This window comes from Mesorhizobium sp. WSM4310, assembly GCF_007003935.1.
In the GTDB taxonomy this organism is placed as follows: Bacteria; Pseudomonadota; Alphaproteobacteria; order Rhizobiales; family Rhizobiaceae; genus Mesorhizobium.
Genome location: NZ_VFTA01000004.1, coordinates 224,945 through 241,079, shown reverse-complemented (window position 1 = coordinate 241,079; position 16,135 = coordinate 224,945). Strand labels below are relative to the sequence as shown.

Annotated in this window: 15 protein-coding genes; 12 read left to right on the top strand and 3 right to left on the bottom strand. The window is 63.0% G+C overall.

Annotated elements, in window-relative coordinates; translation table 11 throughout:
- Positions 1–50 precede the first annotated feature (50 nt).
- The 4 genes from secG to FJV80_RS07565 all read left to right on the top strand — a co-directional run bounded on the left by secG (position 51) and on the right by FJV80_RS07565 (position 4,267).
- Positions 51–512, top strand: a complete 462-nt coding sequence (secG, locus tag FJV80_RS07580; protein WP_142876007.1) for a preprotein translocase subunit SecG — start codon at positions 51–53, stop codon at positions 510–512.
- A gap of 212 nt (positions 513–724) precedes the next feature.
- Positions 725–1,849 carry a L,D-transpeptidase gene (locus FJV80_RS07575; protein ID WP_142876006.1) on the top strand — a complete coding sequence of 375 codons (1,125 nt, stop codon included), beginning with the start codon at positions 725–727 and terminating at the stop codon, positions 1,847–1,849.
- Positions 1,850–2,065: 216 nt separating this feature from the next.
- Positions 2,066–3,703, top strand: a complete 1,638-nt coding sequence (locus FJV80_RS07570) for a CTP synthase (RefSeq protein ID WP_095774362.1) — start codon at positions 2,066–2,068, stop codon at positions 3,701–3,703.
- A 24-nt stretch (positions 3,704–3,727) separates the two neighbouring features.
- Positions 3,728–4,267, top strand: coding sequence for a DUF1697 domain-containing protein (locus tag FJV80_RS07565; protein ID WP_095774363.1), 540 nt, complete (start codon positions 3,728–3,730; stop codon positions 4,265–4,267).
- A 48-nt stretch (positions 4,268–4,315) separates the two neighbouring features.
- On the opposite strand, the gene FJV80_RS07560 is transcribed toward FJV80_RS07565, so the two are convergent.
- Together FJV80_RS07560 and FJV80_RS07555 are read right to left on the bottom strand one after the other, a co-directional pair.
- Complete coding sequence (locus FJV80_RS07560; protein ID WP_020628874.1) at positions 4,316–5,773, bottom strand: NCS1 family nucleobase:cation symporter-1; 1,458 nt, start codon at positions 5,771–5,773, stop codon at positions 4,316–4,318.
- Between the two features lie 209 nt (positions 5,774–5,982).
- Entirely contained in the window at positions 5,983–6,885 is a 903-nt protein-coding gene (locus FJV80_RS07555) for a LysR family transcriptional regulator (RefSeq protein ID WP_142876005.1), read from the bottom strand.
- Positions 6,886–7,136: 251 nt separating this feature from the next.
- Here FJV80_RS07555 and FJV80_RS07550 point away from each other — a divergent pair, with 251 nt between their 5' ends.
- From FJV80_RS07550 to FJV80_RS07515, 8 genes are all read left to right on the top strand, one after another.
- Positions 7,137–8,645, top strand: a complete 1,509-nt coding sequence (locus tag FJV80_RS07550) for a leucyl aminopeptidase (RefSeq protein WP_142876004.1) — start codon at positions 7,137–7,139, stop codon at positions 8,643–8,645.
- A 54-nt stretch (positions 8,646–8,699) separates the two neighbouring features.
- Positions 8,700–9,605: a proline iminopeptidase-family hydrolase gene (locus tag FJV80_RS07545; protein WP_142876026.1), complete on the top strand. Its 906-nt coding sequence runs from the start codon at positions 8,700–8,702 to the stop codon at positions 9,603–9,605.
- A gap of 18 nt (positions 9,606–9,623) precedes the next feature.
- Positions 9,624–11,285 carry an ABC transporter substrate-binding protein gene (locus FJV80_RS07540; protein WP_142876003.1) on the top strand — a complete coding sequence of 554 codons (1,662 nt, stop codon included), beginning with the start codon at positions 9,624–9,626 and terminating at the stop codon, positions 11,283–11,285.
- A 22-nt stretch (positions 11,286–11,307) separates the two neighbouring features.
- Positions 11,308–12,324, top strand: coding sequence for an ABC transporter permease (locus tag FJV80_RS07535; RefSeq protein WP_142876002.1), 1,017 nt, complete (start codon positions 11,308–11,310; stop codon positions 12,322–12,324).
- Positions 12,324–13,295, top strand: a complete 972-nt coding sequence (locus FJV80_RS07530) for an ABC transporter permease (protein WP_095788799.1) — start codon at positions 12,324–12,326, stop codon at positions 13,293–13,295. Before FJV80_RS07535 ends, FJV80_RS07530 begins: the two co-directional genes overlap by 1 nt.
- Complete coding sequence (locus tag FJV80_RS07525; RefSeq protein WP_142876001.1) at positions 13,292–14,251, top strand: ABC transporter ATP-binding protein; 960 nt, start codon at positions 13,292–13,294, stop codon at positions 14,249–14,251. Before FJV80_RS07530 ends, FJV80_RS07525 begins: the two co-directional genes overlap by 4 nt.
- Positions 14,252–14,259: 8 nt before the next feature.
- Positions 14,260–15,240, top strand: coding sequence for an oligopeptide/dipeptide ABC transporter ATP-binding protein (locus FJV80_RS07520; RefSeq protein WP_142876025.1), 981 nt, complete (start codon positions 14,260–14,262; stop codon positions 15,238–15,240).
- Between the two features lie 119 nt (positions 15,241–15,359).
- Complete coding sequence (locus FJV80_RS07515; RefSeq protein WP_095774370.1) at positions 15,360–15,662, top strand: DUF982 domain-containing protein; 303 nt, start codon at positions 15,360–15,362, stop codon at positions 15,660–15,662.
- 285 nt (positions 15,663–15,947) lie between these two features.
- Here FJV80_RS07515 and FJV80_RS34950 read toward each other — a convergent pair whose 3' ends face one another.
- A complete protein-coding gene (locus FJV80_RS34950; RefSeq protein WP_246688918.1) occupies positions 15,948–16,124 on the bottom strand; it encodes a hypothetical protein in 177 nt (58 codons plus the stop codon).
- Positions 16,125–16,135: the final 11 nt, after the last annotated feature.

The window sequence follows — 16,135 nt, the reverse complement described above, 5'->3', positions numbered from 1 at the left end:
CAATTCACCGGTCGTGTCCGCGGCCGGGCAAGGCCTTGCCAGGATAAACTATGCAAACCGTACTGATCGTCATCCATCTCATGGTCGTGCTCGCCCTGGTCGGCGTGGTGCTGCTGCAACGCTCCGAAGGCGGCGGCCTTGGCATTGGTGGCGGATCGGGCTTCATGACGGCGCGCGGCGCCGCCAACGCGTTGACCCGGGCAACGGCGATCCTGGCGGCGGCTTTCTTCGTCACGTCGCTGACCTTGTCGATCATTGCCCGCTACGGCGAAAAGCCGACCGACATTCTCGATCGCGTCCCCGCCGGCAAGGGCGTGCTCAACCAGTTGCCTGGCACGACGACCCCGGCACCGGCCGGCAGCACGACCCCGACGCCGCCGCCGGGCAATGGCGCGGCGACGACGCCTGCGCCGGCAGCTCCGGCCACCGCGCCCGCCTCTGGTGCGACGCCGCCGGCAAACAACGGCACCAACAACACGGCGCCCGCGGCACCGCAGGTCCCGAACCAGTAACCTCCATCTGGTCCAAGCCGCGACCTGTGATCGTTTGAACACAGTCGCGGCAAATGCTGCGCGATCACGAAGATTCAACGGGCAGCAGCGTGGTCTCGTGCTTGAGGCATCCGCGTTTATTCGACTATAGATTGCGCGCGGCATTTTCGGTGTCCTTGGGGGACGCCGGGCGACGCCGTGGGCAACAAGCATTGAACGATCGGATCTTCGCCATGCAGCTTCGCAGCTTCATTTTCCTGGGACTTTGCGCCGTACTCGGCCTGAGTTCCCCGGCTTTCGCCGGCGTACCGGCCAATTTGGCCACCAATCAGTCGGTCGACAAAACCGACGCAATCAACGTCGCAGTCAAGAGCGATGCGGCGCAGTTGAAGGCTCTCAAGAAGAAGAAAAGCCCGACACCGGACGATCTCGCCCAGATCAAGAAAATCGAGGCCAAGATCGCCGCCGACAAGGAAGACGCCAAGGCCAAGGCGCTCGAAGCCAGGAAGCTGGCGATGCGCGAGGCGGCCAAGGCCAAGGCCGACGCCGAACGGCAGGCCTTCCTTGCTAAGAGGGGGAAGAGCGCTTCTGCAACCGCCGAAGTGACTGACGCCAAGCCGGCCAAGAAGACCACAAAGGTCATCGAGCCGATCGAACCGATCACACCAATCCAGTCAGCCGAGCCGCTTCCGGCAGAGGCGATGAATGTCGCTCTGAGCGGCAACAATGGTGAGCTTCGAAGCGAGGTCATCGGCCAGAAGCAGCCGAGCCGCGGCCTGTTCGCCGGCCTGTTCGGCGGCACCTCGTCCGGCTCGTCGATCAGCTATCTGCCCGAGACGCGGGCTCTCGACCAGGCTCTCGCCCAGAAGGACGCCAAGAAGCCGTTCAAGGTGAAGCCGGAATTCGTGCCGCAGGATGTGGAATTCACCGGCTATGAGCCGGGCACCATCGTCATCGACACCAGCGCGCGCCGGCTCTATCTCGTCGAATCGTTTTCGACCGCGCGTCGCTACGCGATCGCGGTCGGCCGTGAAGGCCTGCAGTTCAAGGGCACGGTCGCGGTCGGCGACAAGCAGGAATGGCCGCGCTGGATCCCGACGCTCGACATGCAGAAGCGCGAACCCAAGCATTACGGGCAGTACAAGGACGGCATGCCCGGCGGCGGCCAGAACCCGCTCGGCGCCCGCGCCATCTACCTCTATGACGGTAAGAAGGACACGCATCTGCGCATCCACGGCACCATCGCGCCGCAGTCGATCGGAACCAGCGCTTCCAATGGCTGCTTCCGCATGATCAACGAGCACGTCATGGATCTCTACAGCCGCGTCCGGGTCGGCACCAAAGTCGTCATCATCTGACGGTTCCATCATCCTGCCGAAAGGGCCGGCTCAGCCGGCCCTTTTGTTTTGCCTCGTTCACGACCAAGCCTGTCCGGTCGTGATCCCTGGACAAACGGAAACCGTTTGTCCGAGAAACCGGGTTCCACTCTTCGGGATCATGGTCCGACGCCTTCTTGGGAAAAAACCTTCGCGGTGGTTTTTTCTCTGGCGGAATCAATCCAGCCGCGTTAAGCGATGACTCCCATGGCGCGATATGTATTCATCACAGGCGGCGTGGTTTCCTCACTTGGAAAAGGCATAGCCGCAGCGGCCCTTGGGGCTCTCCTGCAGGCGCGAGGCTATCGCGCACGCATCAAAAAACTTGACCCCTACCTCAATGTCGATCCCGGCACGATGTCGCCGTACCAGCATGGCGAGGTGTTCGTCACCGATGACGGTGCGGAGACCGATCTTGACCTTGGCCACTACGAGCGCTTCACCGGCCGCTCGGCCAATCAGCAGGACAACATCACCACCGGCCGCATTTACAAGAACATCATCGAGCGCGAGCGGCGCGGCGACTATCTCGGTGCCACTGTGCAGGTCATTCCGCACGTCACCGACGAGATCAAGAATTTCGTCCTCAACGGCAATGACGACTATGATTTCGTGCTGTGCGAGATCGGCGGCACGGTCGGCGACATCGAGGCGATGCCGTTCCTCGAGGCGATCCGGCAACTCGGCAACGACCTGCCGCGCAACAACGCTGTCTACGTGCATCTGACCTTGATGCCTTACATCCCGACGGCGGGTGAGCTGAAGACCAAGCCGACCCAGCATTCGGTCAAGGAACTGCGCGGCATCGGCATAGCGCCCGACATCCTGCTGGTCCGCGCCGACCGCGCCATTCCCAAGGAAGAGCGCAGAAAGCTGTCGCTGTTCTGCAATGTCCGGGAAAGTGCCGTCATCCAGGCGCTCGACGTGCCGCACATCTACGACGTGCCGATGGCCTACCACAAGGAAGGGCTCGATTCGGAAGTGCTGGCCGCCTTTGGCATCGACCCGGCGCCGAAGCCGCGCATGGAGCCCTGGCAGAAGGTGTCGGACCGCATCCACAGCCCCGAAGGCGAGGTGACCATCGCCATCGTCGGCAAATACACCGGCCTCAAGGATGCCTACAAATCGCTGATCGAAGCGCTTTCGCATGGCGGCCTGGCCAACCACGTCAAGGTCAAATTCGACTGGATCGAATCGGAGATCTTCGAAAAGGAGGATCCAGCGCCGTGGCTGGAAAAGGTGCATGGCATATTGGTTCCCGGCGGCTTTGGCGAACGCGGCTCCGAAGGCAAGATCCTTGCGGCGAAATTCGCGCGTGAGCGCAAGGTGCCGTATTTCGGCATCTGCTTCGGTATGCAGATGGCTTGCATCGAGGCGGCGCGGTCGCTGGCGGGTGTCGAGCATGCCTCCTCGACCGAGTTCGGTCCGACCAACGAGCCCGTCGTCGGCCTGATGACCGAATGGCTGAAGGGCAACATGCTGGAGAAGCGGCGGGAAACCGGCGATCTCGGTGGCACAATGCGTCTGGGCGCCTATCAGGCCGACCTCGCCAAGGGCTCCAAGATCGCAGAGATCTATGGCGACACGCAGATTTCCGAACGCCACCGCCACCGCTACGAGGTCAATATCGACTACAAGGAGCGGCTGGAGGATTGCGGCCTGGTGTTTGCCGGCATGTCGCCAGACGGCGTGCTGCCGGAGACGGTCGAATATCCCGACCATCCCTGGTTCATCGGCGTGCAGTATCACCCTGAGCTGAAGAGCCGGCCGCTCGATCCGCATCCGCTGTTCGCCAGCTTCATCGAGGCGGCTGTGGAACAGTCTCGCCTGGTGTAGGCGCCCGCCAGGGCGGAGCCTGTCATGCAGACCTATGTCGCGCTCCTCTACAGCATCATCCTGGGCGAGGGGCGCCGGGTCGTCATGGCAGACCTCAAGGCGATGGCGGAAGGCCTCGGCTTGAGGAATGTTCGCACGCTGGTGGCGACGGGCAACCTGGTCTTCGAGGCTGAGAGGACCGCGACTGCTACGCTTGAGAAGCGGCTGGAGGCCGCCTTCGAAACGGCCTTTGGCCGCCACGTCGACATCATTGTCCGTGGCGCTGGAGATTGGCGAAAACTCGCTTCGCGCAATCCGTTCCCAACCGAATCGGAGGAAGCCGGCGATCAGGTCGCGGTGCGTGTGATGCGCAAGCCTGTGGCCGAAGATGTCCTGTCGGGGCTTCAGGCCTATGCCGCCGAGGACGAGAAGGTGCTCCTGATCGGCGGCGACATATGGCTTGTGTTTTCGCGCGAACGGCCAAGCTCGCGGCTGCTTGCGGCCGCCAATCACAAGCGCCTTGGCAAAGGCACGTCGCGCAACTGGAACACGGTGCGCAAATTGGCTGAGATGGTAGGGCAGTAGGGCAGTATTTCCCTACTCACCTACTGCCCTATTGCCTTATTCCCTTGTTTAGGCCTTCGCTATCTTGGCGCCCGCACCCACGGCGGCGGTGCGCAGCACGTAGTAGATGATGCCGGCAATCGCGACGCCGAAGAACCAGCCATAGACGCCCCACCAGGACGGCAGCCAGTTGGTGAAGTTCGGCAATATCGACGAGAAGACAGCACCGATGCCGGCGGCGATGAAGGCATTGACGTGCCAGCCGCCCTGGAAGCGGAACTCGCCGTCCTCGCGATACAGCGCCTCGACGTCGACCTCGCCTTTGCGGATCAGGTAATAGTCGACCATCATGACACCGAAGATCGGCCCCATCGTCGCTCCGATGATGCCGACGAAATGCGCGGCACTGCCTTCCCACGGCGCGAAGGGATAGAGCACAAGTGCGATAAGTGCTGCAATGTAGCCGCCCTTCTTGAAGTCGATCTGACGCGGGAAGACGTTGGAGAAGTCGAAGGCTGGCGAGACGAAGTTGGCGACGACGTTGATGCCGAGCGTGGCAACCGCGAAGGTCAGGGCGGCGAGCGCCGCCAGGAACCAGCTGTCGAATTTGGCCGAGATCTGGTCGGGATGCAGCAGCACTTCGTGGTAGACGTCGTAGGCGGCAATGGTGGTGACGCCGGCGACCAGTGAGAACAGGATCAGATTGACCGGCAGCCCCCAGATGTTGCCTTTGCGCAGTGCGGCCTTGTCCGGCGCGTAGCGGGCGAAGTCGCAGAAATTGAGATAGAGCGCCGAGAAATAGGTCACCCAGATCGCCGCGACCCCGAAGAGCGCCGTCCACGATCCGGGATCGCCCGGAATGCCGGCATCGGCGGTCTTTTCGCGCAGCACGTCCATCGGAATATCGCTGGTAAAGGCGAAGCTCCCCGATTTGACGCAGAGATAGATGGCCAGGAGCAGCATCATCACCCAGACGGCAGGCCCCGCCCAATCCTGGAAGCGGCGCACTGTCTCCATGCCCTTCTGGATGATCAGCAGCTGCAGCGCCCAGATGATGACGAAGCAGATCACCTCCAGGGTGGAATGGCCGAGAAGATGCGAGGTCTTGTTGAATTCGTCGAACCATTGCAGGCGGGTCAACAATGCGACGATGGCGCCGGAGGCGGCGGCCGTTTGCGCGCCGTACCAGAAGCAGGCGACGATGGCGCGCACCAATGCCGGGATGTTGGCGCCCCAGATGCCGAAGGACGCGCGAGCAAGCACGGGGTAGGGCACGCCGGTCTTGACGCCGGCATAACCGACCATGTTCATCAGCGCGTAGATGATCAGCGAGCCGATGCCGATGGCGATGATGAAATTGACGAAGCCGCCGCAGAACAGGAACAGGCTGGCGGCGAGATAGTAGCCCCACAGGCTGTGGACGTCCGATGTCCAGACGTTGAAGATCGAGAATGGTCCCCAGTTTCGAACTTTGGCCGGAGCGAGATCCTCGTTGTACAGGTCAGGCGATGCGCCTTGTATGGTCACTGCAATGTCCTCCCCTTGATTGGCCACGCGCCTCCACGCGATAGCCGTGCAGGTTAAGCCTGACGTTGGGGAACCGGCAACCGATCCATTTGCCGGCTTTGGCCTTAAAGATATTCAATGCGAACCGCGATTATCGAGGGGGCGCAATGGTGGGCCGCAGTTGAATACCAACAGTTCTGGTGATTCGAATTCGGATGCCGCTTCTCCGCCTAGGCGATGGCCATGACCCGCTTGTGGTCCTCGACTTCGGACAACAACCAGTCCTGAAACAGGCCGGTGCCGGGCTTGTTGCCGATGCTGCGGCGCTGATGCAGGTAGATGCCGGCCGGATAGGTATGGCGGGCCTGAAACGGCGCAACAAGTTTGCCTTGCTGCAGAAGATCCTGTGCCATCATCGTATCGGCGAGCGCTATTCCGGCACCATTGATCGCCTCGCGCATGATCAGCGTGCAGTCATCCAGCGTCGTGCTGGACTTCGGCGTAGTGTCCAAAACGCCTTCCTGCTCCAGCCAACGCTTCCATCTCATGCTCTCGCATTCGTGGATAAGATGATGGTTGACCAGATCGGCTGGCGATCGCAGCCGCACAGGCCCATCCAGCAATGAGGGTGCACAGACCGGCGTCAGAACCAGCGGGATCAAAAGCGTCAAGGCCGGGCCGGCCTTGTAGACGAACTCGTCGACAATGGCCAAATCGAAGTTGGCGCGCTTGCCTGACGTCGAGATCTCCAACTCCACGGTCGGATGCAGCTTGCGAAAGTTCGGCAACCGGTCCGCCAGCCAAAGGTTCAGGACCGCCGGGACGCACAAGACCCGGACGCGCTGGGTCCTGCCGTGGCTTGGGCCATCGGCGAGGCTGACGTCGTCGGTGGCGCGCCAGATGGCCTCAAACGCTTCGGAGAGGCCGCGTGCATAGTAGGAGCCCCTGATGGTCGGCGTTATCTGGCGGAAGCCGCGTTCGAACAGTTCCTGGCCGAGATTTCTTTCGAGCGCACGGATATGGCGGCTGATGGCCGAGGGTGTCAGGTGCAACTCTTCCGCTGCATCCTTGATGCTGCCGAGACGTGCGGCGGCTTCGAAAGCGCGCATGCCATTGAGTGAAGGTAGGGCCATTGGCCGATCATGAATTGTCAGTTGAGTTTTTGTCAATCGACTTGGGCGAAATTGGCGTTTGATCGCCTGGCCTGTTCGGCGCTACCCAAAACGCAAGAGCGGCTAAGTCGCCATCGGAAAACGATTTTTTGGGGCCTCCGGCACCATTCCACCAACGGTAGAGACCGGCAACAGGTTTTCGCCATTGGCGGGCGAAGCGATGCGCGCTGAGCCGAGGCCGGAGTCGTCAGCAAATGGGAGAATGCCAGCCTATGCCTCAGTCGCCAGTGCCGGTCTTTGAAACGGCGGACGGGATTTCCGCGGAAACCGCCGTCGTCGTGATCTTGCGAACAGCCCAGGCAGGCTTTGGCCCGCGGGCAGCGGCACTGGACGCCGAGACGAGCGGGATCCTGTCGCGGGCCTGCTCCGACCCGGCCACCCTGGCCGAATCCGGCACCTGCATCGATCTCATCGCCCCCCAGGGCGTATCGGCCCGGCGCGTCATCGTCCTGGCCCTCGGCAAGGCCGGTGCCGTAAGCGCCCTGTCACTGGCGCGCGCCGGCGGTTTGCTTGCCGCGCATCTGGAAGGCAAGTGCGAGTGCGCCGCGACGCTTGTCCTCGACCCCATTGACGGCATCGACCTGCCCGCGGCCGAGATCCTGGCGCGCGTCGCGCTGGGCATGCGGCTGCGGCGCTATCGTTTCGACATGCGCAACAGGCGCCAGGGGGCGGGAGCGGACCGGACCTTGCGGGTACAGCTGGTGGGAGCAAGCAGCGCGGAGCTAACCCCGGCACTGGCGCGCATAAACGCCATAGCGGACGGTGTCGAATATGCGCGCACGCTGGTCAACCTGCCGCCGAACCATCTCCATCCCGACAATTTCCACGATCATCTGGAGCCGCTGCGCGAAGCCGGCATCGATGTCGAGATACTCGATCCGGCGCGGCTGAAGGAACTCGGCATGAACGCGATCCTGGCCGTAGGCTCAGGGTCGGTGCGGCCGCCGCGCGTCGCGGTGCTGCGCTATCGCGGCAAGGGCGCTCCTTCCCAACCGATGGCTTTCGTCGGCAAGGGCGTGTGCTTTGACTCCGGCGGCATCTGCATCAAGCGCGGCGAGCAGATGTTCGACATGAAGGCCGATATGGGCGGCGCGGCTGCCGTGGTCGGCCTGCTGATCGCGCTTGCCCGGCAAGGCAGCCCTGTGCATGCCGTCGGTGTTCTCGGCATTGCCGAGAACATGCCGTCCGGCACCGCGCTCAAGCCGCGCGACATCATCACCACGGCGTCAGGACAAACGGTCGAGGTGTTCGACACGGACGCGGAAGGGCGCCTGATCCTGGCCGATTGCCTCTATTATGCCGCCTCGCGCTTCAACCCGTCGGTGATCGTCGATCTGGCGACGCTGACCTATTCGGTGATGCGCGGCCTGGGATCGGTCTTTGCCGGTCTTTTCAGCACCGACGATGCCATGGCGTCGCAGATGATCGCTGCCGGAGAAACGGTTGGCGAGCGGTTCTGGCAACTGCCGCTCGACGAGGCCTATGACGAGGGCCTGCAATCGCCCTTCGCCGACATCCGGCACCACGCCAAGGACATGGAAGACGGTGACGCGCCTTACGCGGCGGCGTTCCTGCGCCATTTCACCGAGGATCGTCCCTGGGTGCATCTCGACATCGCCGGCAAGGAAATGGCCGACGCGGATCGTCCGCTCGGCCGCGAAGGCGCGACGGCGTTCGGCGTGCAGATGCTGGAAGAGTGGGTGCAGACCAGGCTGAACTAGGCGCCTGCTGTCGGGGACGGAAACGAAATGCGTTCAAACGTGGTGGGAACCGGGATGTCGTCAGAGGTCGCCAGCAAAGAGGGACGAGCCGCGTTCGGCAGTTACGAGACCTGGTATCGTATTTCTGGCGATCTCGATGCCGACAGGGCCCCGGTGGTGATCCTGCATGGCGGGCCGGGCGCCGCCCACAACTACGTCGATGCCTACAAGCATCTCGCCCGACGGGACCGCGCCGTCGTCCACTACGACCAGTTGGGCTGCGGCAATTCCACCTTGCTGCCGGAGAAAGGCGCCGATTTCTGGACGCCACGGCTTTTCATCGACGAGCTTGAAAACCTGATCGATCATCTCGGCATCCGCGCGGGTTTCCATGTGCTGGGTCAGAGCTGGGGCGGCATGCTGGGCGCCGAGTATGGGGTGACGCGGCCGAAAGGCCTGAAGTCGCTGACCATCGCCAACTCGCCGGCTTCCATGAAGCTTTGGGTCGAAGAGGCCAACCGGTTGCGCGCCGACCTGCCTGGGGACGTGCAGGAGACACTGACTCGGCACGAGCAGGCCGGCACGACGGAAGATCCGGCCTACCAGGCTGCGACGATGGTGTTCTACGAGCGGCATGTCTGCCGGGTCGTGCCTTTCCCACCGGAGGTGACGGAGACCTTCGACCAGGTCGTGCGCAACCCGACTGTCTATCATCTGATGAACGGGCCGAACGAGTTCCATGTCATCGGAACGCTGAAGAACTGGAGCATCGTCGATCGCCTGCAGGCTGTCGATGTTCCCACGCTGATCATCTCCGGACGCTACGACGAGGCCACGCCCGCGACCGTGCAGCCCTTCAAGGACGGCATCAAGGGATCGCGCTGGGAGATATTCGAGCATTCCAGCCACATGCCGCATGTCGAAGAGCAGGACGCGTGCATGCGGGTGGTGGGCGACTTCCTGGACGACAACGACAACTGAGAAAAGGGGAACCAAGACATGAAGGAACTGCTTTTGGCCGCATCAGCCGCGGCACTGCTGGCCGGCACGTGGCTCGCTCCGGCACAGGCTGAATATCTCAAGGAGCACCGAGGTGGCACCATCCGCCTTCTGGCCCGCTCCGCGGCGGGAACGCTCGATCCGCACATCAACTATACCGACCAGGGCTGGCAGATGTACCAGCCGATCTATGACGGCCTGGTGGCCTTCCGCAAGGCCGAGGGCATGGACGGCTTCACCATCGTCCCCGATCTGGCCGAGGCGCTGCCGCAGGTCAGCGATGACGGCAAGACCTTCACCTTCAAGCTGCGCAAGGGCATCAAGTTCTCCAACGGCCAGGATATGGGCGTCAAGGACGTCGTCGCCTCCTTCCAGCGCATTTTCAAGGTTTCCGGGCCGACTTCCGGCACCTTCTATGCCGGCATTGTCGGCGCCGACAAATGCCTGGCCGATACCAGGGACTGCACGCTGGAAGGCGGCGTCGTCGGTGATGAAGCGGCCGGTACCATCACCCTCAATCTCACCAAGCCGGACGCAGAGATCCTCTACAAGCTTGCCTTGCCGCATGCCGTGGTGCTGCCGGCGGATACGCCCGCCGAAGACATGGGCTCTAAGCCGATTCCCAGCACCGGCGCCTACATGATCTCCGCCTTCGACCCCAACAAGGGCATGACGGTGTCGCGCAACCCGAACTTCAAGCAGTGGAGCGAGGAAGCGCAACCGGACGGCTACCCGGATGTCGTCCAGTATGATTTCGGCCTGTCCGAGGAAGCGGCCGTGACGGCGATCCAGAACGGCGAAGCGGACTGGATGTTCGACGCGCTGCCGAGCGACCGCCTGGGCGAACTTGGCAGCAAGTCCATGGACCAGCTGCACATCTCGCCGCTTTCGGCGTGGTGGTATGCACCCCTCAACAACCGTCTCGCGCCGTTCGACAACGAAAAGGCGCGCCAGGCCGTTGCCTATGCGATCGACCGCAACACGCTGGTCAAGCTGTTCGGCGGCAAGGTGCTGGCCTCGCCGGTCTGTCAGGTCCTGCCGCCGGACTTCCCCGGCCATGAGGACTATTGCCCCTTCACCAAGAACCCCGGTGCCAAATGGTCGGCGCCAGATATCGACAAGGCAAAGCAACTCGTCGAGGAATCGGGCACCAAGGGCCAGAAGGTGACCATTATCGTCGAGGACACCGCCATTTCGCGGTCGATCGGCGTCTACCTTCAGAGCGTGCTGACCACCATCGGCTATGTCGCCGATGTCAAGCCGATCTCGTCCAACATCCAGTTCACCTACATCCAGAACACCAACAACAAGGTGCAGATGTCGGTCACCCAATGGTACAAGGACTATCCTGCGGCTTCCGACTTCCTGAACATCCTGTTCAGCTGCGCCTCCTTCCGTGAGGGTTCGGATGCCTCGATCAACATCGCCGGCTTCTGCGACAAGGACATCGACGCCAAGATGCAAAAGGCGCTGGATCTCGGCGTGACCGACCAGAAGGCCGCGGACAAAATGTGGGCCGAAATCGACAAGCAGGTCATCGACAAGGCACCGGCAGTCGGCCTCTTCACGCCGAAGCGGCTTGACTTCGTCAGCAAACGGGTTGGCAATTTCAAGTTCAACCGGCAGTTCAACTGGATGATCACCCAGTCCTGGGTGCAGTAACGAACTGCGGAGGGGCACGTCCGTGTCGAACCAAGCCGTCGCCATGCCACGCAAGACGCGAGGGCCCTGGGCCGTCGCGTTTGCGAAGCTGGCAAGGGACAGGGCTGCCATGGCATCCCTGACCGTGTTCCTCCTCATCGTGCTGGCCTGCCTCAGCGCGCCTCTCTATGCGAAGTGGGCCGGCGTGGACCCCTTCGCCTCGACGCTCGACGCCGTCATCCAGATCGACGGCGCCGACGTTCCGGTGATGGAACAATCGACCGAGGGGCTGGGACTCGGCTACACGCCGCTCGGTCCGACCTGGCGGCTCGGCAATTATTTCCTCGGCGCCGACAGCCAGGGGCGCGACGTCATGGCCCGAATGCTCTATGGCGGGCTGAGCTCCCTGCTGATCTCCGGGGCGGCCACCATCTTTACCCTGATTATCGGCACGGCGGCGGGATTGATCGCAGGCTATTTCGGCGGCATCACCGATACGGTGCTGTCGCGCCTGCTGGATGTCCTGTGGGCGTTCCCGATCTATCTGCTGGCGATTTCGCTTTCCATCGTCACCATCGCGCAAGGCATCAGGATCGGGCCGATCGATATCGAGTCCGGCAGTCTATGGTTGCCGGTCATCATCATCGGCATCGTCTATGTGCCCTATGTGGCGCGCCCGATACGCGGGCAGGTGCTGTCGCTGCGCCACAGCGAATTCGTGCTGGCCGCGATCAATCTCGGCGTGCCGGGAGGGCGCATCCTGTGGCGCGATATCCTGCCCAACATCACCACCACGCTCATCGTCTTCGTACCGTTGATGATGGCGCTGAACATGCTGACGGAATCCGCACTTTCCTTCCTCTCGATCGGCGTGCAGCCGCCCGCCGCCAGCTGGGGCACCATCATCCAGGACGGGCAGGCGCTGCTCTACACCAGGCCGCTGGTGGCGCTGGTGCCGGGCCTGGCCATCGCGGTGTCCGTCATGGCGCTCAATGTCTTCGGCGACGGCCTGCGCGACGCGCTCGACCCGCGCTCCAAGGTTCGGTTGGGGCGCGACTGATGATCTACGCCATCCTGCGCCGTTTCGGTCAGATGCTGTTCGTGATGTTCGGTATCTCGGTCATCGTCTTCCTGATCTTCTTCGCGACGCCGGGCGCCGACCCGGCGGCGCGCATCGCCGGGCGCAATGCAACGCCCGAAGTGCTGGACGCGGTGCGCCACAATTTCGGCTTCGACCGGCCACTCTACGTGCAATATGTGAAGATGATGGAGAAGATCTTCGTCACCGGCGACCTGACCTCCTTCGTCAATCGCGGCTGGAAGGTGGTGCCGGCGGTCATGGATTCGATCCCGGTCACGCTCTCACTGGTGTTCGGGGCGGCGATCCTTTGGGTGGTTGTCTCCATCATCATCGGCATCGTTGCCGCCGCCACCCGCGACAGCTGGCTGGACAAGCTGCTGATGGCTTTGGGCCTGCTCGGCATCTCCATGCCGGTCTACTGGCTGGGCGAGGTGATGAACCTGATCACCCAGAGCCGCTACCACGACAGCTGGGCATTCTCATGGGTCCCGCCGCTTGGCTACAAGAATTTCTCCGACGATCCCAAAGGCTGGTTCCTGACGCTGATCATACCGTGGATCACGTTGGCCATTCTCTACATCGGCATTTATGGGCGCGTGCTGCGCGCCGCCATCATAGAATCCTTGCAGGAGGACTTTATCCGCACGGCCAGGGCCAAGGGCCTGTCGGAGACGCGCATCCTGCTGCGCCACGCCTTGCGCACATCGCTCATCGCGTTCGTCACCTTGTTCGGCCTGGACTTCGGCGCGCTGGTGGGCGGCTCGGCCCTTTTGACCGAGGTGGTGTTCGGGCTGCACGGCATCGGCAAGCTCACCTATGACGCGCTGCAGAATCTCGACCTGCCGATGATCATGGCAACGGTGATGTATGCGTCCATGTTCGTGGTCATCGCCAATGCGGTCGTCGATTTCGTCTACATCCTTCTCGATCCGCGCCTGAGGACATCATGATACTGTCGGTGCGCGACCTCAAAGTATCCTTCCGCACCAATGACGGTCTGGTCCGAGCCATCGATGGTGTTTCGTTCGACCTCGATGAAAGCGAGATTCTCGGCGTCGTCGGCGAATCCGGGTCCGGCAAGACGGTGTCGCTGCTGGCGGTGATGGGCCTCATCACCGATCCCAACGCCAGCATCGAAGGCTCGATCCGCTACAAGGGCCGCGAATTGGTCGGGCTGCCCGCGCGGGAGCTTCGTCGTTTACGCGGCAACGAAATCGCGATGATCTTCCAGGATCCGATGACGGCGCTGACGCCGGTCTACACGATCGGCTGGCAGATCGCCGAACAGATCCGCGCGCACCAGAATATCAGCAAGGCCAAGGCGATCGTGCGCGTAGAAGAACTGCTGGCCGAGGTGAATTTTCCCAATCCGCACGAGGCGATGTCGCGCTACCCGCATCAACTTTCGGGCGGCATGCGGCAGCGCGCGGTGATCGCGATGGCATTGTCCTGCAATCCGGCGCTGCTGGTGGCGGACGAGCCGACCACCGCGCTCGACGTCACGGTGCAGGCCGGCATACTCGACCTCGTGAGAAAACTGCGCGCGACGCACAAGTCGGCGGTCGTGTTCATCACGCACGATATGGGCGTGGTCTCCGAACTCGCCGACCGGGTGATGGTCATGTATGCCGGCCGCGTGGTGGAACGTGGCAGCCGCACGGATCTGTTTTCCGACCCGCGGCATCCCTATACGCGGGCGCTGCTGGGTTCGATCCCGCCGCTGACCGGTGAAAAGCCGCGCCGCCTGCCGGCCATTCCCGGTTCGCCGCCATCGCTGCTGCGATTGCCGCAGGGCTGCGCCTTCGGCCCGCGATGCCCGGTGCACTACGAGCCCTGCGTGACCGACAAGCCAGAGCTTGGCATCGGCACCCATGCCGCGGCGTGCTTCCGGGTGGCGCGGGCATGAGCGGACCTATGATCGACAGCCCTATCCTCGAAACGCGTTCACTCGGCAAGCGCTTCTCGATCGGCACCCGTTTCTCCGCCGACGGCAAGCGAACCGTCCATGCGGTCGACAATGTTTCGCTGATCGTGCGGCGCGGCGAGACGATCGGCCTGGTCGGCGAATCCGGCTGCGGCAAGTCGACGCTGGCGCGCTGCCTGGTGAGGCTCTACGACATATCCGACGGAGAGCTGCTGTTCGAAGGCGAGGACATCACCTCGAAATCGCTGTCCGAGTTGAGGCCGCTGCGCCGCCGCCTGCAAATGGTCTTCCAGGACCCGTCGGCCTCGCTCAACCCGCGCCGGCGCGTCGGTGATCTGGTGGCCGAGCCGCTGCGCATCCTTGGCAAGCTTTCGTCGCGCGAGATCACCGCACGCGTCGCGGAATTGTTTGAGCTCGTCGGCCTGCTGCCGGACCATGCCATCCGCTATCCGCACGAATTCTCCGGCGGCCAGCGCCAGCGGGTCGGCATCGCGCGGGCCATCGCGCTCAATCCCGATCTGGTCGTGCTGGATGAACCGGTCTCCGCGCTCGACGTCTCGGTGCAGGCGCAGATCGTCAACCTGCTGGCCGACCTGCAGGAGAAGCTGAACCTCACCTACATCTTCATCGCGCATGACCTGTCCGTGGTACGCCAGGTGTCGACCCGCATCGCCGTCATGTATCTCGGCTCGATCATCGAGGAAGGGCCGGCGGAGGACGTGTTCGCGACGCCCGCCCATCCCTACAGCCAGGCGCTGATCTCGGCGGTTCCGGTCGTCGAGACCATGCCCAGCGGGACGCGCAAGCGCATCATCCTCACCGGCGACGTGCCGAGCCCGCTCAAGCCGCCATCAGGCTGCCGTTTCCACCCAAGATGCCCGATCGCGGTCGAGCGATGCCGCACCGAGCGGCCGGAGCTGATGGAGTATCGACCCGGCCGCAAAGTGGCCTGCCACTTCCCCACGGTTTAGCTGGCGACCATCGACCAAAAGATTTTTTAAAGGTTCCGCTTTCTGTATGGAACCAACCGCAAGACTGTGCGTTTCATAAGGTTCGATCGGGCGGCATCGCGATCGACCGGGAGGAAACGATGGACTACCTGCATTTCTTTGCGCCCGTGCGGATATCGCGCGGGCAGGGGTACCCTGTAGAAGAAGTGGATAGTGTCGCCGAGGCGATGGTTTTCTTGCGTAAATGGCCGACGGGACGACGTGGGCCAGTGTATCAGTGCGCGCTGAATTGCTGCGCGGCAGCTTTGGCGGGGCAGATGTCGGCGGAGGAGGCCAGGAAGGCATTCACCGGCTTTGCCCGGATCACGCGACTCCTGGACGACGACACGGCGCTGCCCGTCCCCGGCGAACCCATGGCGGGCGTGTACGCGCTGCGGCGCTAGCCGCACCCGGATTGCCGAACGCAAGGACTGCGGCCATGACGGCCGCAGTGTGTTGACGTGCCCGGGGCGACGTGGCCGGCCGGTTTCCCGGAAGGCCTAATCCCAAGCGACCGAATAGCGATCGATCACCCAAAGCCAGGAGCCGTCGGCCTGCCGCCGGGCAACCTCGCTGGTGACGTCGCCGTCGGCAAGTCGGGTCGAGGTGAGGGCAAGGTCGCCGCAAATAAGCGCCGGCCGCTGTCCTCCGACCGCAAACTTTCGTCCAGACGCAACGATCTCCGCATATTAGTCACGAATGGCTTCATGACCGCGCAGAGAACGTCCGCCGCCGCAGTCGATCACGGCATCCGCCTCGAAAAGCGCGACCATGCCATCGATGTCGCCCGCATGCTGTCTCGCTACCAGCATGGGCTCCAGCTGCTGCGGGTCGTAGGCGGGCTCTCCCGCGCTCGGATCGTTCATGGCGCGGCCTA